The sequence below is a fragment of the Kineococcus sp. DHX-1 genome, assembly GCF_042473625.1.
In the GTDB taxonomy this organism is placed as follows: Bacteria; Actinomycetota; Actinomycetes; order Actinomycetales; family Kineococcaceae; genus Kineococcus.
This window is the reverse complement of the sequence record NZ_CP170445.1, coordinates 3,789,635-3,810,301: the sequence shown is the minus strand read 5'-3', so window position 1 is coordinate 3,810,301 and position 20,667 is coordinate 3,789,635. Positions and strand designations below refer to the sequence as shown.

At 74.8% G+C, this 20,667-nt stretch carries 18 protein-coding genes; 12 read left to right on the top strand and 6 right to left on the bottom strand.

Annotation, left to right across the window (positions count from 1 at the left end; translation table 11 throughout):
* The first annotated feature begins 45 nt into the window (after window positions 1–45).
* Entirely contained in the window at window positions 46–2,448 is a 2,403-nt protein-coding gene (locus ACFEMC_RS18255) for a putative bifunctional diguanylate cyclase/phosphodiesterase (RefSeq protein ID WP_380170939.1), read from the top strand.
* Window positions 2,449–2,457: 9 nt separating this feature from the next.
* Here ACFEMC_RS18255 and ACFEMC_RS18250 read toward each other — a convergent pair whose 3' ends face one another.
* Window positions 2,458–3,399, bottom strand: coding sequence for a 1,4-dihydroxy-2-naphthoyl-CoA synthase (locus ACFEMC_RS18250; protein WP_380170938.1), 942 nt, complete (start codon window positions 3,397–3,399; stop codon window positions 2,458–2,460).
* A 62-nt stretch (window positions 3,400–3,461) separates the two neighbouring features.
* On the opposite strand from ACFEMC_RS18250, the gene ACFEMC_RS18245 reads away from it, so the two are divergent.
* The 6 genes from ACFEMC_RS18245 (at window position 3,462) to ACFEMC_RS18220 (ending at window position 8,867) form a co-directional block, all read left to right on the top strand.
* The gene (locus tag ACFEMC_RS18245; protein WP_380170937.1) at window positions 3,462–4,511 is read left to right on the top strand and encodes an o-succinylbenzoate synthase; all 1,050 of its coding nucleotides are present in this window, start codon (window positions 3,462–3,464) and stop codon (window positions 4,509–4,511) included.
* A gap of 1 nt (window position 4,512) precedes the next feature.
* On the top strand, window positions 4,513–5,181 hold the full coding sequence (locus ACFEMC_RS18240; protein ID WP_380170936.1) for a response regulator: 669 nt from the start codon (window positions 4,513–4,515) through the stop codon (window positions 5,179–5,181).
* A 202-nt stretch (window positions 5,182–5,383) separates the two neighbouring features.
* Window positions 5,384–7,126, top strand: a complete 1,743-nt coding sequence (locus ACFEMC_RS18235) for a phosphatidylglycerol lysyltransferase domain-containing protein (protein WP_380170935.1) — start codon at window positions 5,384–5,386, stop codon at window positions 7,124–7,126.
* A complete protein-coding gene (locus ACFEMC_RS18230; RefSeq protein ID WP_380170934.1) occupies window positions 7,123–7,308 on the top strand; it encodes a hypothetical protein in 186 nt (61 codons plus the stop codon). The genes ACFEMC_RS18235 and ACFEMC_RS18230 overlap by 4 nt, the downstream gene beginning before the upstream one ends.
* A 57-nt stretch (window positions 7,309–7,365) precedes the next feature.
* The gene (locus tag ACFEMC_RS18225) at window positions 7,366–7,785 is read left to right on the top strand and encodes a GntR family transcriptional regulator (protein WP_380170933.1); all 420 of its coding nucleotides are present in this window, start codon (window positions 7,366–7,368) and stop codon (window positions 7,783–7,785) included.
* A complete protein-coding gene (locus ACFEMC_RS18220) occupies window positions 7,782–8,867 on the top strand; it encodes a DUF5808 domain-containing protein (protein WP_380170932.1) in 1,086 nt (361 codons plus the stop codon). Before ACFEMC_RS18225 ends, ACFEMC_RS18220 begins: the two co-directional genes overlap by 4 nt.
* Before the next feature lie 16 nt (window positions 8,868–8,883).
* Here ACFEMC_RS18220 and ACFEMC_RS18215 read toward each other — a convergent pair whose 3' ends face one another.
* Window positions 8,884–9,306 (bottom strand): hotdog fold thioesterase, encoded by a 423-nt coding sequence (locus ACFEMC_RS18215; RefSeq protein WP_380170931.1) that lies wholly within the window; start codon window positions 9,304–9,306, stop codon window positions 8,884–8,886.
* A gap of 41 nt (window positions 9,307–9,347) precedes the next feature.
* Between ACFEMC_RS18215 and menD the strand changes: the two genes are divergently transcribed.
* From menD to ACFEMC_RS18195, 4 genes are all read left to right on the top strand, one after another.
* Entirely contained in the window at window positions 9,348–11,024 is a 1,677-nt protein-coding gene (gene menD / locus ACFEMC_RS18210) for a 2-succinyl-5-enolpyruvyl-6-hydroxy-3-cyclohexene-1-carboxylic-acid synthase (RefSeq protein ID WP_380170930.1), read from the top strand.
* 220 nt (window positions 11,025–11,244) lie between these two features.
* Window positions 11,245–11,970 carry a demethylmenaquinone methyltransferase gene (locus ACFEMC_RS18205; RefSeq protein ID WP_380170929.1) on the top strand — a complete coding sequence of 242 codons (726 nt, stop codon included), beginning with the start codon at window positions 11,245–11,247 and terminating at the stop codon, window positions 11,968–11,970.
* A gap of 45 nt (window positions 11,971–12,015) precedes the next feature.
* The gene (locus ACFEMC_RS18200; protein WP_380170928.1) at window positions 12,016–13,296 is read left to right on the top strand and encodes a geranylgeranyl reductase family protein; all 1,281 of its coding nucleotides are present in this window, start codon (window positions 12,016–12,018) and stop codon (window positions 13,294–13,296) included.
* The gene (locus ACFEMC_RS18195; RefSeq protein WP_380170927.1) at window positions 13,293–14,357 is read left to right on the top strand and encodes a polyprenyl synthetase family protein; all 1,065 of its coding nucleotides are present in this window, start codon (window positions 13,293–13,295) and stop codon (window positions 14,355–14,357) included. The genes ACFEMC_RS18200 and ACFEMC_RS18195 overlap by 4 nt, the downstream gene beginning before the upstream one ends.
* A 220-nt stretch (window positions 14,358–14,577) precedes the next feature.
* Here ACFEMC_RS18195 and ACFEMC_RS18190 read toward each other — a convergent pair whose 3' ends face one another.
* Complete coding sequence (locus ACFEMC_RS18190) at window positions 14,578–15,372, bottom strand: SDR family NAD(P)-dependent oxidoreductase (protein WP_380170926.1); 795 nt, start codon at window positions 15,370–15,372, stop codon at window positions 14,578–14,580.
* 189 nt (window positions 15,373–15,561) lie between these two features.
* On the opposite strand from ACFEMC_RS18190, the gene ACFEMC_RS18185 reads away from it, so the two are divergent.
* Window positions 15,562–16,803 carry a prolyl oligopeptidase family serine peptidase gene (locus ACFEMC_RS18185; RefSeq protein WP_380170925.1) on the top strand — a complete coding sequence of 414 codons (1,242 nt, stop codon included), beginning with the start codon at window positions 15,562–15,564 and terminating at the stop codon, window positions 16,801–16,803.
* 70 nt (window positions 16,804–16,873) lie between these two features.
* On the opposite strand, the gene ACFEMC_RS18180 is transcribed toward ACFEMC_RS18185, so the two are convergent.
* The 3 genes from ACFEMC_RS18180 to ACFEMC_RS18170 form a co-directional block, all read right to left on the bottom strand.
* Window positions 16,874–18,493: a methyl-accepting chemotaxis protein gene (locus ACFEMC_RS18180; protein ID WP_380170924.1), complete on the bottom strand. Its 1,620-nt coding sequence runs from the start codon at window positions 18,491–18,493 to the stop codon at window positions 16,874–16,876.
* Between the two features lie 88 nt (window positions 18,494–18,581).
* Entirely contained in the window at window positions 18,582–19,607 is a 1,026-nt protein-coding gene (ligD, locus tag ACFEMC_RS18175) for a non-homologous end-joining DNA ligase (RefSeq protein WP_380170923.1), read from the bottom strand.
* The gene (locus ACFEMC_RS18170; RefSeq protein ID WP_380170922.1) at window positions 19,604–20,644 is read right to left on the bottom strand and encodes an ATP-dependent DNA ligase; all 1,041 of its coding nucleotides are present in this window, start codon (window positions 20,642–20,644) and stop codon (window positions 19,604–19,606) included. Before ACFEMC_RS18170 ends, ligD begins: the two co-directional genes overlap by 4 nt.
* Window positions 20,645–20,667 lie beyond the last annotated feature (23 nt).

Genomic DNA, 20,667 nt, shown 5'->3' with positions numbered 1-20,667 from the left:
GGATGACGGCGTCCGGGACGGTCGTGGACGGCTGGGGAGGTGCTGATGAGCGCAGGCGTGCGAGAACGCCGGCGGACGGCCAGCGTCCTGTTCGACGGTGCCGTCACGCTCGCCGCCCTCGCCACGGTCGTGGTGACGGCGGTCCTCTTCGCGAGCGCCCCGGCCGGGCTGCAGTGGCGGGAACTCGCCCTGTGCATCGTCGTGGGGTTCCCGCTGATGCAGTTGCTGACGCGGTTCCCGTTCCAGATCAACACCAAGCACGCGGGCGTCGAGGTGCAGTTCGACGTGGGCGTCCTCGTGTTCCTGCTGTGCTTCCAGCGCCCCACGACCGCGGCCCTCGCCTGGTGCCTGTGCGTCGTGCCGACGAACCTGCTGCAGCGCAAGCGCTGGGTGAGCCGCGTCTACAACGCCAGCATCGGGGTGCTGTTCCTGCCCGTGGCGGTCGTCGTGCTCGACGCCTTCGGCGTGGCCGGACAGGTCGAGGGCACGGACCGTGTCCTCGCGGTCGCCCTGCGCCCGACCCCCACGGAGATCGTGGCCGTCTTCGCGGCCGTGGTCGCCGTCTTCGTCGTCGACGTGGTCGTCTCGGCGGTGTCCGTCGCGATCCAGGAGCGGACGAGCCTGCGTCGCGAACTGCTGCACACGGGGACCTGGCTGGCCGGGGGCACGAGCGTGGCCGTCGGTGGGCTCGGGTACCTGGGCGGTCTCGTGTACTACCGGCTCGAGGGGTGGGTCGCCCTGCTCCTCGTCATCCCGATGGTCGTCACGATGGTCGCCACCCGCGCCATGCGGGAGACCCGTGACGTCGCCCGCCGCACCGAGGCCCTGTTCGAGGCGGCCACGGCCCTGCACACCCAGGGCCGGCGCGCCGACCTCGCGCGCGCCCTGCAGAAGCACGCGCGGATGGTCGCCGGGACCCCCGCCGCGATGGTGCGGTCCGTGGGGGCCGGCGAGGACGAGATCGGCGTCCCCGTCGTCGCGGGCGACGGCGTCGTCCTCTACATCACCGCCCCCAAGCGTCGGGACCCCAACCAGCGCGCGTCCGACGAGAAGGCCCTGGAGGCCCTCGCCTCCGTCGGGGAGGCCGCGTTCTTCCGCGTCAGCGCCAGCGAGGAGATGCACGGCCTCGCCCGCCGGGACGTCGTCACCGGCCTGCCGAACCGCCTGCAGTTCGCCGAGCACCTGGCCACCGAGCTCGAACGGGCCCGCGAGGGCGGCCGGCTGGACCGCCTCGTCGTCCTGTACCTCGACCTCGACGGTTTCAAGGGCGTCAACGACCGGTTCGGCCACGAGGCCGGCGACGAACTCCTGCGCCTCGTCGGGGCCCGGTTGCGCGACACCCTGCGCGGCGGCAGCACCGTGGCGCGGCTGGGCGGGGACGAGTTCGCCGTGCTGCTGCCGGACTGCCTCGACGTCGAGGGCCTGTGCCGGCGCGTGCTCGTCGCCCTGCGCGTCGAGGTCCGGATGCGTGGCCACGTCCTGCGCGTCCAGGGGTCCATCGGCCTGTCCCGCGCCCGCCCCGGCGACGACGTCGGGACGCTGCTGCGCAACGCCGACACCGCGATGTACCGGGCCAAGGCCACGGGCAAGAACCGCTGGGTGGAGTTCCGCCCGGAACTGCTGGAGGAGGAGATCGCCCGCCTGCAGGTGATCGAGGACCTGCAGCAGGCGCCCGCCGAGGCGTTCGTCGTGCACTACCAGCCGATCGTCGACCTGCAGCACGCCGGTTCCGGGGCCGTCGGAGCCCCCGTCGTGGGCCTGGAGGCCCTCGTCCGCTGGCGCCGCGACCGCGGCGGCGCCGTCGAACCCCTCGTCGGCCCGGACGAGTTCATCGGGCTCGCGGAACGTTCGGGCACGGTCGTCGGCATCGGCGACTCGGTGCTGCGCCAGGTGGCGCGCGACGCCCCGCAGATCCAGCAGCACGCCGGCCGCCGGCTGGACCTCATGGTGAACGTCTCGCCCGTGCAGCTGCGCCACCCCGACTTCACCGAACGCGTCGCCGCCGCGGTGCGTCAGACCGGCGCCAGCGGGTGCCGGCTGCACCTGGAGATGACCGAGTCCGTGATGATCGACGACGACACCGTCGACCGGTTGCGCGAACTCGCCGAGACCGGGGCCCAGCTGACGATCGACGACTTCGGGACGGGTTTCTCCTCCCTCGGCTACCTGCGGCACCGGCCGTTCTCCTCGTTCAAGATCGACCGCAGCTTCGTGCGCGACATCGCGACCGAACCCACCGCCCGCGCCCTCGTCGAGGGCATGGTGAAGATGGGTCAGGCCCTCGGGCTGACGATCGTCGCCGAGGGCGTCGAGCACGTCGAGCAGGCCGAGATCCTGCGCGAGATGGGCTGCCACCTCGCCCAGGGGCACCTCTACTGCCGGCCGCTGTCGGTCGAGGAGATCGAGGACGTGCTGTCGGCGCCGCTGGCGCCGAAGCTCACCGCCTGAGGGGATGCCTCAGAAGTACCAGGGGAACGGGGACCAGTCCGGTTCGCGCTTGCCCAGGAACGCGTCCCGCCCCTCGACGGCCTCGTCGGTCATGTAGGCCAGCCGCGTCGCCTCCCCGGCGAACACCTGCTGGCCCACCATCCCGTCGTCCACGGCGTTGAACGCGAACTTGAGCATCCGCTGCGCGGTGGGGGACTTGCCGTTGATCTCGGCCGCCCACTGCAGCGCCGTCGCCTCCAGTTCGGCGTGCGGGACGACCTCGTTGACCATGCCCATCTCGTGGGCCTGCTGCGCCGTGTAGGGGCGGCCGAGGAAGAAGATCTCGCGCGCGAACTTCTGCCCCACCTGCCGGGCGAGGTAGGCCGAGCCGTAGCCCGCGTCGAAGGAGCCGACGTCGGCGTCGGTCTGCTTGAACCGGGCGTGCTCGGCGCTGGCCAGCGTCAGGTCGGCGACGACGTGCAGGCTGTGCCCGCCGCCCGCGGCCCATCCGGGCACGACGGCGATGACGACCTTCGGCATGAACCGGATGAGCCGCTGGACCTCCAGGACGTGCAGCCGGCCGCCCTCCGCCTTGGCACGGACCTCGTCGACGGTGTCCGACGTCTCGCCCTGGGCGTACTGGTACCCCGAACGGCCCCGGATGCGCTGGTCGCCGCCGGAGCAGAACGCCCAGCCGCCGTCCTTCGGGCTCGGCCCGTTGCCGGTCAGCAGCACGCAGCCGACGTCCGGGGTGCGGCGCGCGTGGTCCAGGGTCCGGGCCAGCTCGTCGACCGTCGCGGGGCGGAAGGCGTTGCGCACCTCGGGACGGTCGAACGCGATCCGGACGGTCCCGCGGGCCGGGCCGTCCACGACGCTGCGGTGGTAGGTGATGTCCCGCAGGTCCTCGAACCCGGGCACCTCCGCCCACGCCGAGGGGTCGAAGGTCTCGCTCACACCGGGAAGGGCCGACACGCCCCGAGCCTAGGACCCGGGCCCGGCGGCAGCCGTGCCGGTCCGCGCGCCATGCTGGCCCCGTGCCCGCCGCCCTCCCCGAGGTCCCGCCCCTCGAGCCGCCCGCCCTGGAGGAGCTGCTCGGGCGCGCCCACGTCGTCCGGCTCCCGCTGCACCGCCGCTTCCGGGGGATCCTCGAGCGCGAGGCCGTCCTGCTGGAGGGACCGGCCGGCTGGGGGGAGTTCGCCCCCTTCCTGGAGTACGGGCCGCGGGAGTCCTCCCGCTGGCTGGAGGCGGGGATCGAGGCGGCCTGGCACGGCTTCCCCGCACCGCGCCGCGACCTCGTCGAGGTCAACGCCACCGTGCCGGCCGTCCCGGCCGACGACGTCCCGGCCGTCCTCGCCGCCTTCCCCGGCTGCCGCACCGCGAAGGTGAAGGTCGCCGAGGCGGGGGCCGACGCCGCCACCCGGCTGCGCGAGGACGTCGCCCGCGTCGCCGCCGTGCGCGACGTCCTCGGCCCGACGGGCCGGGTCCGCGTGGACGCGAACGCGGGGTGGAGCCTGGACGAGGCCGAGCGTGCGCTCGGCCAGCTCGCGGTCTTCGGCCTGGAGTACGCCGAGCAGCCGTGCGCGACGCTGGAGGAGATGGCGCAGCTGCGCCGCCGCCTGGCCGCCGCCGGCACGGTCGTCCCGCTCGCCGCCGACGAGAGCGTCCGCAAGGCCGAGGACCCGTTGCGCGTCGCCGGGCTCGAGGCCGCGGACGTCGTCGTGGTCAAGGTCGCGCCCTTGCGCGGGGTGCGGCCGGCGCTCGCGGTCGCGCAGGCGTGCGGGCTGCCCGTCGTCGTCTCCTCCGCCCTCGACACCAGCGTCGGCATCGCCGCCGGGACGGCCCTCGCCGCGGCGCTGCCGGACCTGCCCCACGCCTGCGGCCTGGGGACGGCCGCCCTGCTGGCGGCCGACGTCACCGCCGCCCCGCTCCTGCCCGTCGACGGGGCCCTCCCGGTGGGTGCCGTGGCGGCGGATCCCGATCTGCTGCAGCGGTTCCGTGCACCGGCGGACCGCGTCGAGCACTGGCGCGACCGGGTCCGCGCGGCGCACGCCGTCCTGACGGCGGCGTCGTCGGGGGGCAGCTGACGTGGAGACGCCGGGGCCGGCGCGCGAGGTCCGCGTCGTGGTCGTCGACGACGAGTCGCTCGTCCGTTCCGGGCTGTCGATGATCCTGCAGGCCGAGGGCGACGTCCGCGTCGTCGGAGCCTGTTCCGGCGAGGACGCCGTGGCGCTCGTCGCGCGCGAACGGCCCGACGTCGTGCTGCTCGACATCCGGATGCCCGTCGTCGACGGCCTGACGGTGCTGGCCGAGGTGCTGCGCGGCCCGGAGCCGCCCGCCGTCGCGATGCTCACGACCTTCGACAGCGACCAGCAGGTCGCGCAGGCGATGCGCGCCGGGGCCTCGGGGTTCCTGCTCAAGGACACCGACCCGTTCGGGCTCCTGCAGGCCGTGCGCACGCTCGCCGCGGGCGGCGTCGTGCTCTCGCCGCGGGCGGCGCGCACGCTGCTCAGCGAGCACGCCGAGGCCAGCGGGGTGAGCGCCGAGGCGCAGCGCCGGCTGGCGACGCTCACGGCGCGCGAGAAGGACGTCCTGGGCCTGCTCGCGCAGGGCCTGTCCAACGCGGACATCGGCGCCGCGCTCGACCTCGGGGTCGGCACGGTCAAGGACCACGTCAGCTCGATCCTCGGCAAGCTCGCCGTGCGCAGCCGGATGCAGGCCGCGCTCGTCGCCCGGCAGGTCCCGCCGTCCGCCTGAGGGCCCCGTCGGTACGGACCGGGACCACGGTGGTGCGCGACCGTCGTCCCGCGGGGGGAGGCACCCCCGCCATCGGAGGGGGGTGCGGGTCGCGGTGATCCCTTCCCCAGGCTGACGCGCCACCCACCCGCCCTCGGGCACCGTTCAGGGGAACGGTCCGGGGTCCGGGTCGTCGGGGGACAGCACGGGGGAAGGCGGAGTCGTGAGCACGGACGTGCGCAGCGAGGTGCAGGTCGTGGAGCAGGGGCGGTCGGGGGACGCGCCGGAGGGTCGCTGGGTGGGCCGGGCGCGGTCGGTCGCGGCCCGGGTCGCGACGTGGATCTTCCTGCTCTCGGGGGTGATGTCGCTGGCCATGGCCGTCCACGCGCCCCTGTCCGACGGCGCCCAGCGCGCGCGGCCGATCGTCGTCGACCTCGTCTTCGCCACGGCCTGGCCCAGCCTGGGGTACGGGACGGTCCTGCTGCTGCTGGCCCGGTCGCTCGGCCAGCGCAAGCGCGCCGCCTGGTGGACGGCCGTGGTCGTGTCCGGCCTCAACGCCCTCTTCAACGTCCTGTGGGGCGCGCTCGACGAGGTCACGCTGCCACTGGGCCTGCTGCTCGTGCAGCTGGCCGTCCTCGCCGTGCTGGCCCTGGCGCGTCCGCGGTTCACCGTGCTCCCGTCCCGGCTGGGGGTGCGCCAGGCCGTCCGCATCGGCGGCGGCGCGTTCGCGGCGTGGCTGGTCGTGGGCACCGTCGTCGTCCTGGCGACGCAGGAGCGTGCGGGCGGGCTGTTCGAGCGGGTCTGGTACGCCGCGGCCGGAACGCTCGTCTCGGTCGACAGCTTCGTGATCTTCCCCGACGGGGTGTTCGTCCCGGGGTGGGTGGACGTCGTCCTCAACGCGGCCGGGACGGTCCTCGTCCTGCTCGTCACGTGGTTCCTGTTCCAGCCCGCCGCCGACCCGGCCGCCCTCGGCGCCGACGAGGACCGGCTGCGCCACCTGCTGGCCACCGAGGGCGAGGGCGACGCGCTCGGCTACTTCAACCTGCGCCGCGACAAGACGGCCGTCTTCGCGCCCAACGGGCGGGCCGCGGTCGTGCACCGCGTCGTCGGCGGGGTGAGCGTCGTCAGCGGTGACCCGGTCGGCAACGAGACCTCGTGGCCCGCGGCCGTGGAGGCCTGGCGCCGCCAGCTGGCCGCGCACGCGTGGATCCCGGCCGTCGTCGGCACCTCCGAGGCGGGGGCCTCGGTCTACCACCGGGCCGGCCTGCAGGTCCTGGAGGTCGGGGACGAGGCCGTGATCGACACCGCGGAGTTCAGCCTGGAGGGCCGGGCGGTCCGCTCGCTGCGGCAGGCCGTCAACCGCGCTCGCCGCGGCGGGACGGAGGTCACCATCCGCCGCCAGGTGGACGTGCCGGCCAGCGAGCTCGAGGAGATCGCCGCGTGCGCGGCGACGTGGCGCGAGGGGCGCGAACGCGGGTTCTCGATGGCGTTGGGGCGCCTGGGCGACGCCGCGGACCCGCAGCTGCTGGTGGCGACGGCGCGGGCGGCCGGAGGGGAGCTGCTCGCGGTCCTGACGTTCGTCCCGTGGGGTGAGCACGGGGTCTCCCTGGACCTCATGCGCCGCCGGCCCGAGGCGCCGAACGGCACCGTCGAACTCGTCGTGACCGACGTCGTCGCGTTCGCCCGCGAGCACGCCTTGGCCCGCATCTCGCTGAACTTCGCGGTGTTCCGGTCGGTCTTCGACCGCGGTTCCCGGCTGGGGGCGGGTCCGGTCCTGCGCCTGTGGTACCGCGTGCTCGTCGTGTTCTCCCGCGCCTGGCAGCTCGAGCAGCTGTACCGCAGCAACGCCAAGTACCAGCCGCGCTGGGTGCCGCGGTTCGTCTGCTTCGAGCGCACGGCCGACCTGCCGCGCATCGGCTTCGCCGTCGCGCGCGTCGAGCAGTTCCTGCCCGGGCGCCGGTCGTGACCGTCCTGTGGGCGCGGGCGCGCCCGCGGTTGCACGCCGTGCTGGCCGCCCTGGCCGCGGCCTTCGTCGTGGGTGGGGTGGCGCTGGCGGTGTCGCTGCGCCCGTCGGTCGCCGTCGTGGCCGCCGACGTCGCCTTCGTCGCGGTGCTCATGCTCGTGGCGGCCCACCCCCGACGGGTCTGACGCCTGGCCCATCTGTCTCACCTGTACTACTGTTGGTGTGACAGATGGAGTGATCACGTGGCGGGCGCCCCGTTGATCGACCTGGACCCGACGTCCGAGGTCCCGATCTACCAGCAGATCCGCGACCGCGTCGTGGAGGCGATCGCCGCCGGCACCCTCCCCGTCGGGTCGCCCCTGCCGTCGGTGCGGGCGCTGGCGGGCGGGTTCGGCATCAACACGGCCACCGTCGCCAAGGCGTACGAGCGCCTGCGCGGCGAGGGGTTCCTGCGCACGACGAGCAAGTCCGGCTCCGTCGTCGCCCGCGGCCCCGGCGACCCGCCCTCGCCCCCGCACGTCGTGGACGACTGGCGGGCCCGGGTGCACACCCTCCTCGCCGAGGGTCACGCCCACGGCGTCCCCGACGTCGTCGCCGTCTGCCGCGAGGTGCTGGCCGGCCTCGCCCCCGCCACCCGCGAGCCCGCCGAGGAGACGCCGTGAACCACGTCAGCACCACCGCGATCGGCGTCGGCGCCTGCCTGCTCGTCGGGCTGACGCTGCTGCTCCTCCCGTCGCTGTCCGCCCGCACCCTGCCCCTCGGGGTCTCCGTCCCGCGCGAGCGCGCCGACGCCCCCGTCGTGCGGCGCGCCGTCCGCACCTACCGGACCACCGTCGCCGTCCTGACGGCGGTGAGCGCGCTCGTCGCCGCGCTCGTGGGGTCCCCCGAGGGTGTCCTGCCCGTCGCGTACGGGCTCCTGGCCCTGGGCTGCGCTGCCTTCGTGCTGTGCCGCAGGCCGATCCGGGCGGCCAAGACGTCCGAGGGGTGGTTCCGGGAGGTGCCGGTCCGCCTCACCGCGCCCTTGGGTGACGTGCCCCGCCCGCCGGTCGCCGTGCACTGGTACGTGCTGGCCGCTGCCCTCGTCCTGGCGACGGCGGCGTTCGGCTGGACCCGCTACGACACCCTGCCGGACCCCTTCCCGACGCACTGGGACGGCGACGGCCGGCCCGACGCGTTCGCGGCCCGCTCCGTCTGGAGCGCCTTCGGCCCGCTGCTCGTGGCCGTCGGTCTGACGGTCCTGCTCGCCGCCCTCGCCTCCCTCGTGCGCCGGACCCCGCTGCGTCCGCGTGCAGGGGACGCCGACCCCCTCGCCCGGCCGCTGGCGACCGAGCGCGCCGCCCAGTCGCTGCTGGGGGTCGTTGCCCTGCTCGGCGCGGGACTGGTCTGCGCGATCGTCCTCGACGGGTGGCTGCACCCGGAGCGCCTGCGCTGGGCGGGGTTCACGCTCGCCGTCTTCGGGGCCGCGCTCGCGGTCACCGTCCTCGTCACCGCCGTCCGCAGCCGGGCGCAGGGCCCGGCGCCGGACGCGGGTGCGGTGCAGGCCCCCGACGACGACCGCCTGTGGCGCGGCGGCCTGCTCTACGTCAACCGGGAGGACCCTGTCCTGCTCGTCCCGAAGCGCGTCGGGGTCGGCTGGACGCTCAACGTCGGCCACCCCGTCGGACGGGCGCTCGCGATCGGGCTGCTGCTGCTCGTGGTGGCCGGTCTCGCCGTGGGTGTCGCGGCGACCCTCCAGAGCTCCTGAAGGGTCTCCTGGGCCGTCAGGACCCATGCGCGGCCCGCACGAAGTTCGTGATGCGGGCCGTGCACAGCCGCCGGCCCTCCTCGTCGGAGATGACGACCTCGTGACTGCAGAGGGTGCGGCCCAACGAGATCGCCGTCGCGACGCCCGTCACCAGACCCGAGCGGACCGAGCGGTGGTGGGTGGCGTTGATGTCGGTGCCGAGCGCGAGACCGCCGGGCCAGACGTGCAGGTAGGCCCCGACGGAGCCCAGCGTCTCGGCCAGGGCGCAGCTCGCTCCGCCGTGCAGGAACCCCGCGACCTGCGTGTTGCCCTCGACGGGCATCGTCGCGACGAGGCGTTCCGGGCTCATCTCCTGGAAGCGGATCCCGAGCCGGTCCACGAGGGTGTCCGCGGCGAAGGTGGCGAGGATCTCGTCGATGGACGGCGCTGTTCCGGTCACCGCGGCAGGCTGCCACACGTTCCCAGGCGCACCATGGAGGGGTGAACCCCTCGACCGCCTTCGCGACGGTCCTCGTCGACGCCCTGGTGCGGCTCGGCCTGCGACACCTCGTCCTCAGCCCCGGGTCGCGCAGCGCGCCCCTGGCCTACGCGGCCGCCCGCGCCGCCGACGAGGGCCGGCTGCGGCTGCACGTGCGCATCGACGAGCGCAGCGCCGGGTTCCTCGCCCTCGGTCTGGCCCGGGCGGGCGAGCTCGTGGCGGTCGTGACGACGAGCGGCACCGCCGTCGCCAACCTGCACCCCGCCGTCCTGGAGGCCCACCACGCCGGGGTGCCGCTCGTCGTGCTGTCGGCGGACCGCCCGCACGAGCTGCGCGGCTCCGGGGCCAGCCAGACCGCGGACGCGCAGGCGCGCATGTTCCTGCCCTCGGTGCGCTACAGCGCCGACCTGCCCGCCCCGGTCGACCCGGCCGCGCAGGCCCCGGCGTGGCGCTCGGTCGTGTCCCGCGCGGTGGCCGCCGCTCGCGGGCTGCGCGGTGACGGCCCGGGCCCGGTGCACCTCGACGTCGGCTTCTCCGACCCGCTCACCCCCTCGCCCGACGTCCTGCCGGTCTCGACGACGGGGTTGACGGTCGTCGCAGAACCCGCTGCGCCGCAGCCGGTCGTGCTGGACCGCGGCCCCAGGACGCTCGTCCTGGCCGGTGACGCCCCCGACCCGGCGACAGGCCGGGCGGCGCGCGAGCTGGCCGAGCACGCGGGGTGGCCGCTGCTGGCGGAGCCGAGTTCGGGCGCCCGCGGCGGCGAGCGGGCCGTCGGGCCCTACCGCCTGCTGCTGGACGCCGACGACGGCCAGGGTCGCCTCGGGGACGTCGAGCGGGTCGTCCTGTACGGCCACCCCACGCTGTCGCGGCCCGTGACCCGGCTGCTGGCGCGCGACGACGTCGAGCTCATCGTCGTCAGCCCCGACGGCACCTGGCCCGACGCCGGGTTCCGCGCCGCCCGGGTCGTCCCGGCCGCCACCGTCACGGGGCGTCCGGAGGCCGGCGAGCAGGAGTTCGCCGCTCGCTGGGACCGGGCCGCGAAGCTGGCGGCCGACGCGGTCGACGCCGTCGTGGACGACGAGAGCGCGCTCGCGGGCCCCTGGGCGGCTCGCGAGGTCGTGCGCGCCTGCGCGGCCGACGGCTCCGTGCTCGTCGTGGCGGCCAGCAACGCCGTCCGCGACGTCGACCTCGCCGGCCACCCCCGCGGGGTCCGCACGGTCTCCAACCGGGGGCTCGCGGGCATCGACGGGACTCTGGCGACGGCCGAGGGCGTCGCGACGGTCCTCGGGCCCACCCGGCTGCTCGTGGGCGACCTCGCCTTCCTGCACGACGTGAACGCGTTCCTGCCCGTGCCGGGGGAGACGCGGCCCGACCTCACCGTCGTGCTCGTCAACGACGACGGCGGGGGCATCTTCGAGACGCTCGAGCACGCCGCGGTCGTGGCCCGGCCGACGTTCGAGCGGGTCGTCGCCACACCCCACGGTGTCGACGTCGCCGCCCTGTGCGCCGCCTACGGCGTCCCGCACGTGCGCCCCAGCACCCGCGCGGAGGCGGCCGCCGTCCTGGCGACCCCGCCGTCGGGCCTGCGCGTCGTGGAGCTGCTCACCGACCGCGCCGCCGTCCGCCCCCGTCTGGAGCGCATCACCGCCGCCGTCCGCGCGGCCGTCCTCGACGCCTGACGCCCGCGCCCGCCCCGCCCCTTCCCGCGTGGAAAACACTCTTTCCGCCCCTCAGGGGGGTCCCCCAGGGGCGGAAAGAGTGTTCTCCACGCGGGAAGGGGGCCTCGCGGAGGGCGGGGAGCACACCTTCCGCCCTGCTGTGGGCCCGGGGTGTCCGGGATCACCGTCCGAGGCGCCCGACCCGGCCAGCGGGATCGTCCGCTGCTGCGAGACTGGACGGGTGGTGACCCCGGACGTCTCGACGCAGCGCGAACTGGCCGACCTCAGCAAGCGACCGGCGCAGGTCGCGGGCATGTTCGACGACGTCGCCGAGAAGTACGACCGCACGAACGACGTCCTGTCCGCCGGTCAGGACCGGCTGTGGCGCCGGGCCGTCCTGCGGGCCGTCGACGCCCGGCCGGGGGAGGCCGTCCTGGACCTCGCGGCCGGGACGGGACGCTCGAGCGAGCCCTTCGCCGACCGCGGGGTGCGCGTCGTGCCGTGCGACTTCTCGGCCGGCATGGTCCACGCCGGCAAGCGCCGCCGTCCCGACCTCGGCTTCGTCGTGGGGGACGCGACGCGGCTGCCGTTCGCGGACGGGGTCTTCGACGCGGCGACGATCTCGTTCGGCCTGCGCAACGTCGTCGACCCGGACGCGGGGCTGCGGGAGATGGCGCGCGTCGTGCGGCCGGGTGGGCGGCTGGTCGTCTGCGAGTTCTCGACGATCCCGAACCCGTTGCTGCGCAGGGCGTACACGACGTACCTGCACCACGGGCTGCCGCGGGTGGCGCGGCTGGTGAGCTCGCACGGGGAGGCCTACAGCTACCTCGTCGACTCGATCGACGCGTGGCCGGACCAGGCCGAGCTGGCCCTGCGCATCGGCGAGGCCGGGTGGGAGCGCGTCGCGTGGCGCAACCTCTCCTTCGGTGTCGTCGCGATGCACCGGGCCGTGCGCGCCGCCGGCTGACGGACACGACTAGACTTCGTGAAAACTTTCACGAGCGGAGGGACCATGGAGACGCAGGACGCGGACGTGCTCGTCGTCGGGGCCGGGCCGGCCGGCTCGACGCTGGCGCGGCACCTCGCGGACGCCGGCCGGCGCGTCCTGGTGCTCGAGAAGTCCTCCTTCCCGCGCGAGAAGGTCTGCGGTGACGGCCTGACGCCCCGGGCCGTGCACGAGCTGGACCAGCTCGGCCTGCGCACCGACGTCTCCGACGGCTGGATCCGCAACAAGGGTCTGCGGCTGCTCGGCGGCGGCGTCCGGATGCAGGTCCCGTGGCCGGAGATCACCGACTTCCCCTCCTACGGGCTCGTCGCCACGCGCTCGAGCTTCGACCAGGCCCTCGTCGAGCACGCGCGCGCCGGGGGAGCGACCGTCGCCGAGCGCACGAGCGTCACCGGCCCCGTCCTGGACGAGCGGACCGGGCACGTCGTCGGCGTGACCGCCCGCCCGGTCGACGAGAAGGGCCGCAAGGCCGGCGAGGAGCGCACCTACCGCGCGCCCGTCGTCGTCGCGGCCGACGGGGTCGGCGGTCGCCTCGCCCTGTCGATGGGCCTGGCCAAGCGCGACGACCGCCCGCTCGGCATCGCCGTCCGCACCTACTTCACCAGTCCGCGTCACGACGACGACTGGATGGAGGCCTGGATGGAGCTGCGCGAGGGCGACAGCTCCACCGGTCCGCTGCTGCCCGGCTACGGCTGGGTCTTCGGCGTCGGCGACGGCACCTCGAACGTGGGCCTCGGCGTCCTGGACCCCGGGTCCGGGGACATCGACTACCGGGACCTGCTGCGGCGCTGGATGTCCGGGATGCCGGCGGAGTGGCGCTTCCGCGAGGAGGACCAGGTCGGCCCGATCCGCGGTGCGGCCCTGCCGATGGCCTTCAACCGCACCCCGCACTACACGCGCGGGCTCGTCCTCGTCGGCGACTGCGGCGGCATGGTCAACCCGTTCAACGGCGAGGGCATCGCCTACGCGATGCAGTCCGGACGGATCGCCGCCGGTGCCGTCGACGACGCCCTCGCCGCGACCGACGAGCGCGCCCGCGAGCGCGCGCTGCAGTCCTACCCCGCCGCAGTTCGCGCGGACCTGGGTGGGTACTACACGCTGGGTCGTGTGTTCGTCTCTCTCATCGGCCACCCCGAGGTCATGCGCATCGCGACCCGGTTCGGGCTGCCGCGCCCCGGCCTGATGAAGCTCGTGGTCAAGCTCCTGGCCAACCTGGCCGATCCGACGTCGAAGGACGCCACCGACCGCGTGGTCGTGGCGCTGAAGCGATTGGCCCCTGCCTCGTGAACCCGTCTGCGAACACGTCCGTCACCACCGCCGGGAAGACCTCCGGGCAGGCGCAGGGAGCGCTGCCGACGACGGACCCCGCCCTCGAGGACGCGCTGCGCGACGGCCTCGACGCGGTGGAGGTGCGGCTGCGGCACGCCGTCAGCACCACGGACCCCATCGCCGACGCCCCGGCGCGGCACCTGGTGGAGGCCGGCGGCAAGCGCGTGCGGCCCATGCTCACGCTCCTCGGTGCCCACCTGGCCGCCCCGGGCAGCGCGGTGGTGGCCGACGAGGTGCTCGAGGCGGCGGTCGTCTGCGAGCTGACGCACCTGGCCTCGCTCTACCACGACGACGTCATGGACTCCGCCCCCACCCGTCGCGGAGCGCCTGCGGCGCAACAGCTCTACGGCAACAACACGGCCATCCTCATCGGCGACCTGCTCTTCGCCCGCGCCTCCAACGTCGTCGCGGCGCTCGGTCCCGAGGCCGTCCTGCTGCAGGCCGCGACCTTCGAGCGGCTCTGCCTGGGCCAGCTGCACGAGACCGTCGGGCCGCGCCCCGAGGAGGACCCGGTGCGGCACTACCTCGACGTGCTGAGCGACAAGACCGCCTCGCTCATCGCCACCGCCGGCCGCTTCGGCGCGCTGTTCGCGGGCGGTTCGGAGGACGTCGTGCAGGCGATGGTCCGCTACGGCGAGGACGTCGGCGTCGCCTTCCAGCTCGCCGACGACGTCCTGGACCTGGCCAGCGACACGGGCGAGTCCGGCAAGCGACCCGGCACCGACCTGCGCGAGGGCGTCCCGACGCTGCCCGTGCTGCTGGCCCGCCGCGCCGCCGCCGAGGGTGACGTCCACGCACTCGCCGTCGTGGGCCTCCTGGACTCCGGTCGCCTCGCCGACGACGACGTCCTCGCCGAGGCCGTCGCCGCCCTGCGGGCCCACCCGGTCACCGAGGCCGCCCGCGCCACCGCGCGCGAGTGGGCGCACCGCGCCGCCACCCACCTGGCCGTCCTGCCGCCCTCGCCCGCGCGCGAGGCCCTCGAGGCCTACGCCGCCACGGTCGCCGACCGCGTGGTCTGAGCACCGCTCTCGCAGCTGGTCCCACGCCCGGTCCGACGTGGGTGCGGGCGTGGGAACGGTCCCCGACGCGGTGACGCCGGTCCGCAGGCCACCCACGGGTGTCACCACGTGGACTCACGTGTGGGTGTCCCCGCGGCGTCGCCCCGACGGCGTCGGCGGCACACCCACGGCTCACCCCACGTGGTGACACCGATGGGTGTCCCGTCAGCGAGGACCGGCCTCAGCCCTTCGGCCGCGCGACCATCCCGGAGACCCGCGCCACGACCCCGCGCGGCATCAGCCGCGCCACGACCCCGAGCGCGGTGAACAGCGGCCCGTCGACCACGCTCGGCCCGCCGGACTCCAGCGCGCGCAACGTCGTGGCGACGACGTCGTCGACGGTGCGGCGGGGCAGGCCGCTGTCGGACTCCTCCCCGGCCACCTCGAAGAACGGGGTGTCGGTGGGGCCGGGGCAGACGGCGAGGACGCGAACGCCCGTGCCGCGCTGCTCGGCCCACAGCGCCTCGGTGAACGACAGCACGAACGCCTTCGTCGCGGCGTACACGGCCAGCCCGGGGACCGGTTGCAGCGCAGCGACACTGGCGACGTTCACGACCACCCCGGAACGGCGCGCGACCATCGCGGGCAGGAACCGGGTGGTCAGGTCGACGACGGCGGAGCAGTTGACAGGCACCTGGGCGACGAGCGCGTCGGCGTCCGCGCCGGCCACCGGACCGGCGACGCCGAAGCCGGCGTTGTTCACGAGCACGTCGACGTGCAGCCCCAGGGCCAGCACCCGCTCGTGCAGGTCGCGGCCGGCGCCGGGCGCGCCGAGGTCGGCGGGGACGACGTCGACCCGCCGTCCGTGGGCCGCGCGCACCTGCGTGGCCAGCTCCTCCAGGGCGTCCGCCCGCCGCGCGACGAGGACGAGGTCGGCCCCACGCTCGGCCAGCGCTCGTGCCAGCCCGGCCCCGATCCCCGACGACGCCCCGGTCACCAGGGCCGTGCGTCCGGCGTACGTCTGCGACTCGCTCATGCGGCTGAGCATGGTCCCCCCGGCTGGACGCCGGGTGGGCGGCCCCGCGGGCCCGGTCGGACTCCTACGAGTCTGCTGGTCGACACCTGTGGATCACCGGTGCGAGAGTGTGCGCGCCGTCGCAGGACGCGACGTGCCACGGACGGCGACGACGCCGTGCGCGACGGACGACGGTTGCGAGGACCTTCGATGATGAGACCTCTCGCCCTGCTGGCCCTGGCAGCGGCCCCACTCGTGCTCACCGCGGCGGCGGTGCCCGCGCAGGCGCAGGAGCTGCGGCCCGTGGGCCCGACGACCGCCGCCTTCACCCTCGACGCCGAGGTGCAGGACGGCGGCCAGCAAGTGGTGTCCCTGACGATCGACGTGCGGGGACTCGGCATCAACCCGAGGAGCCTGTCCGACGACGCCTTCAGCGTCCGCGCGAGCGGCACCAGCCCCGACCCCTCCGTCCCGGGCCCGGTGCTCGGCACCTTCGAGGACGTCGACCGCCCGGTCGCCGACGTCCGGCTGGAGCCCGGCGGCCGGCTCGTCGTCGACCTCGAGGACGGTTTCGGCACACCCGGCGCCGGCACGCTCGGCTACTCCGTGGGGGCGGGCCGCAACGTCGAGCTGGACCTGGAGTACACGCTCACGCAGGTCAAGCCCCTCACCGCCCGCGGCGTCAGCGACTTCAGGTTCGCCGCCCTCGAGCAGTCGCGGCTGGTGGACGACGAGGTCGAGGCCTTCGCCCCCGGTGAGGCGAACGGCCTGGCCTACCGCCTGTTCTCCCCGAAGGAGCGTGGCCTGCGTCCGCTCGTCGTGTGGTTGCACGGCGGGGGAGAGGGCGGACGGGAGGGCTCCTACGACAACGACCTCGTGCTGCAGGCCAACCGCGGCGCCCTCGGCTTCGCGACGGAGGAGGCGCAGGACGCCTTCGGCGGGGCGTACGTCCTGGCACCGCAGGCCCCGGACTTCTGGCTCAACGACCCCGCCCGCGGCTACTCCGCCCAGCTCAAGGGCCTCATCGACGAGGTGGTCGCGAGCCACCGTGTCGACACGAGCCGCATCTACGTCGTCGGGGCCTCCAACGGCGGCTACATGACGGCCCAGCTCACCGCCGACAACCCCGGGTTCTTCGCCGCGGACGTCCCCATCGCCGCGGTCCGCGAGTACGACGACGCTGTGGTGCTGACCGACGAGGAGCTGGCGGCGATGAGCAGCACGCCGACCTGGGTGGTCCACGCCGAGAACGACGAGACCGTGCCGTTCGAGCCCAACGGGAAGTACATCGCCGAGCACGTCGACGGCGCGCTGCTGAGCGCCTACCCGGACGTCGCGTACGACGGCATCACGTACGACGGCCACTGGTCGTGGATCTACGTCGGCCGCAACGACCCCACGACGCCGGACGGCACGCACGTCTGGCAGTGGATGGCCGCCCAGCGGCTGTAGGTCCGTCCGCCCGGAACGGCGAGCGGCCCCGCACCCGGGTGGGTGCGGGGCCGCTCGCCGTGGGGACGGGTCAGACGCGGAAGCGGCCGACCAGGGCGTTGAGCTCGCCCGCCATGCGGTGCAGGTCGTCGGTGGCGGCGCGCGTGCCGGCGACGACGTCCGCGGTGGAGCGGGCCGAGCCGGTGATCCCGCGGATGCCCTCGGAGATGGACTCCGAACCGGCCGCGGCCTCGCCGACGGAGCGGCTCATCTCGGCCGTCGTCGCGGACTGCTCCTCGACGGCGGACGCGATCGTCGTCTGGTGGTTGCTGATCTCCCCGACGACCTCGGCGATGCTCTCGATGGCGCGCACGGCCTCGGCGGTGTCGGTCTGGATCGAGCTGACGCGGGCGGCGATGTCCTCGGTCGCCCGGGCCGTCTGCGCCGACAGCTCCTTGACCTCACCGGCGACCACGGCGAAGCCCTTGCCGGCCTCCCCGGCGCGGGCGGCCTCGATGGTGGCGTTGAGCGCGAGGAGGTTGGTCTGCTCGGCGATCGCGGTGATGGCCTTGACGACGTCACCGATCTGGGTCGAGCTCACGCCGAGGCGGGCGACGGTCTCCCCGGCCCGGCCGGCCAGGTCGTCCGCACGGGCGGCGACGGCGGTGGCCTCCGAGGCGCCGGAGGCGATGTCCCGGATGGCGGCCTGCATCTCGCCGGCGCCCATCGCGACGGTCGCGACACTGGCGGCGACGGTGGCCGCGGTCTCGGCGGCGTCGGCGGCGACGGCCGCGGTCTGACCGGCGGTCGAGCCGATGCGCTCGCTGTCGGCGGCCAGCTGCGTCGACGCGGCGGCCAGCGAGGCCGACGAGGACGCGATGGCGGAGACGGTGCTGCGGACGCTGTCGCGGGCCCGCTCGAGCGAGGCGGCCATCTGGCCGACCTCGTCACGGCTCTCGACGCGCGCGGCCACGGTGAGGTCCCCGGCGGCCATGGCCTCCAGCGACTGCGACACCTCCCGCAGGGGGCCGGTGATGGAGCGCACGACGGCCAGCCCGAGCGCGGTGGCCAGGGTCAGCCCGAGCAGCAGCCCGCCGACGACGAGGTTGCGCGAGTGCGCCGACTCGGCGGCGGCCGCCTGCGCGTTGGCCTTGGCCTCCTTGTCCTCGGCGCCCTCGATGGCGTCGAGGGCGTCGGCGGCCTTGCTCACGAGGGGCTGGGCGACGGAGGAGTTCGCCGCGGACCAGGCCACGAGGTCGCCCTCGTCCGACGCCGGCAGCAGCTGGCTGTCGCGGGCCTGGCGCCACTGCGACCAGGTGTCGGTGAAGACCTTCCAGTTCGCCGCGTCGGCCTGCGGCGTCGCCGTGTACTTGGCCGCCCACGTGTCGAGCTCGGCGTCGCTGTCCTTGATCTTCTGCGCGACCGCGGCCTTGCCCTCCGCGTCGGGCGTCGCCGCGTGCTGCGCGACGAGCATCCGGGTCTTGAGCTCCTCCTGGTGCACCCGGCCGAGCGCCGTGAGACCGACGACGCTGTCCTGGTAGAGGGCGTCCGAGCGCGTCGTGCCCTGGTGCAGGGCCGTGAGCGACCCCGCGCTGACGGCGACGGTCACGAGGCCCAGGGCGCCGAGCGCGCTGAGCACCTTCGTGCGGACGCTGCGGTCGGCCAGCAGGGACCGGGTGGGACGGGTGGCGCTGGGGGCGGTGCTCGACATCGAAGGCTCCCGGGGGGTCATCCACCGGCGACAGGACCGGTTCACCCACCCCTTCGGCCGCTGGACGGCCCGGCTTGAACGTTTCCGGTCAGGGGTTCCGGGCCCGGGAGGGCTGCACGCGCTTGGGCTCGCCCGGCATCTTGGGGTAGTTCGGCGGGTACGGCAGGTCCCCCAGACCCGCCGCGGCGTCGGCGTCGGCCAGGGCCAGGAACGGCTCCAGCGAGTGCGCCCGCTCGCCCCGGCCCGCCCACAGGTCACCGACCTCGGCGTACCGCGCGGGGAACGTCGTCAGCGTGAAGTCGTCGGGGTCGAGGTCGTCGGCCAGCTCCTCCCAGCGCAGCGGCGCGGACACCGTGGCCCGGGAGGTCCGGCGCAGCGAGTAGGCGCTCGCGATCGTCCGGTCCCGTGCGTTCTGGTTGTAGTCGACGAACACCGTCTCGCCGCGTTCCTCCTTCCACCACGCCGAGGTGACCAGGCCGTCGGCCCGCCGCTCCACCTCGCGGGCCAGCGCGATCGCGGCGCGACGGACCTCGGTGAACGTCCACCGCGGTTCGATCGTCACGAACACGTGCAGTCCGCGCCCGCCGGACGTCTTGACGAACCCCTCGCACCCCAACTCGGTCAGCAGGGGCCGCAGCACGTCGCGCGCCACGGTCCGCGCCTGGGCGAAACCCGTCCCGGGCTGGGGGTCGAGGTCGATGCGCAGCTCGTCGGGGTGGTCGACGTCCGGGGACGTGCAGTGCCACGGGTGGAACGTGATCGTCGCCTGCTGCGCCGCCCAGACGAGGGTGGCCGCGTTCGTGGGGCGGATGGCGTCGGCCGACCGCCCCGACGGGAACGTCACGTGCACGGTGTCGACGTGCTCGGGCGCGAACTTCGGGACGCGCTTCTGGTAGACCTCCTCGCCCTGCACGCCGTCGGGGAACCGCTGCAGGTACGTCGGCCGGTCGCGCACGGCGGTCAGCAGCGCCGGGGCCACGAGCCGGTAGAACTCCACGACGTGCCGCTTGGTGCCGGCCTCGCCCAGGTCCGGGTAGTACGGCTTGTCCGGCGACGTCAACCGCACCGGGGTGCCGTCGACGTCGAGTTCCTCCGCGGGCGCCTTCGGGCTCACCGCAAGGCTCCGGACAGCACGTCGGCGAGGTCGTAGTCCGCGGGGACGTCGAGCTGGTCGAGCCGGCACTGCTCGGGCGTCTTGTCCGGCCGCCACCGCAGGAACCGCGGGTTGTGCCGGAACCGCCACCCCTCCAGCTGGTCGTACTCGACCTCGCACACGAGTTCCTGCCGCACCGGGATCCAGGAGTTGTCCTCCCGCGCGTTCCACCGGTTCTTCTCGCCCTGCGCGGGTTCGTCCCCCGTGCGCAGCTGCGAGAGCTGCTCGAGCAGTTCCACCCGGCGCTTGGCGGTGAACGCCGCGGCCCCGCCGACGAACGCGACCCCGTCGTCGGTGTGCAGACCCAGCAGCATCGACCCGATCCCGGGAGAACTCTTGTGCATCCGGTACCCGACGACGAAGCAGTCGGCCGTGCGCCGGTGCTTGACCTTCGTCATGACCCGTTCGGCCTGCCGGTAGGTCGCGTCCAGCGGTTTGGCGACGACCCCGTCGAGCCCGGCGCCCTCGAACGTCGTGAACCACTCCGTCGCCAGGTCCGCGTCGTGCGTCGCCGTCGTGACGTGGGTGACCGGACCGCACCCCGCGAGCGCCTCGACGAGCCGGGCGCGGCGGTCGGCGGTGCTCAGGCCGGTGAGGTCCTCGTCGCCGAGGGCCAGCAGGTCGAACGCCACGAACTGCGCCGGCGTCTCCGCGGCCAGCTTGTCGATGCGGCTCTTGGCCGGGTGGATGCGCTGCGAGAGCAGTTCCCAGGCCAGCCGCCCGCCGCCGGGCTGCGGGACGAACAACTCCCCGTCCACGACGCACCGCTCCGGCAGCTCGGCGCGCACGGCCGCCTCGACCTCGGGGAAGTACCGCGTCAGGGGTTTGGTGTTGCGCGAGCCCAGCACGACCTCGTCGCCGTCGCGGAACACGATGCAGCGGAAACCGTCCCACTTCGGTTCGTACAGCCACGCCGGTCCGTCGCCGGGCTGGGCGGGGACACCCGTGGCCGCCTTGGCCAGCATCGGCGAGACGGGCGGGTTCACCGGCAGGTCCATGCGCCTCACTCTGCCGCACCCGG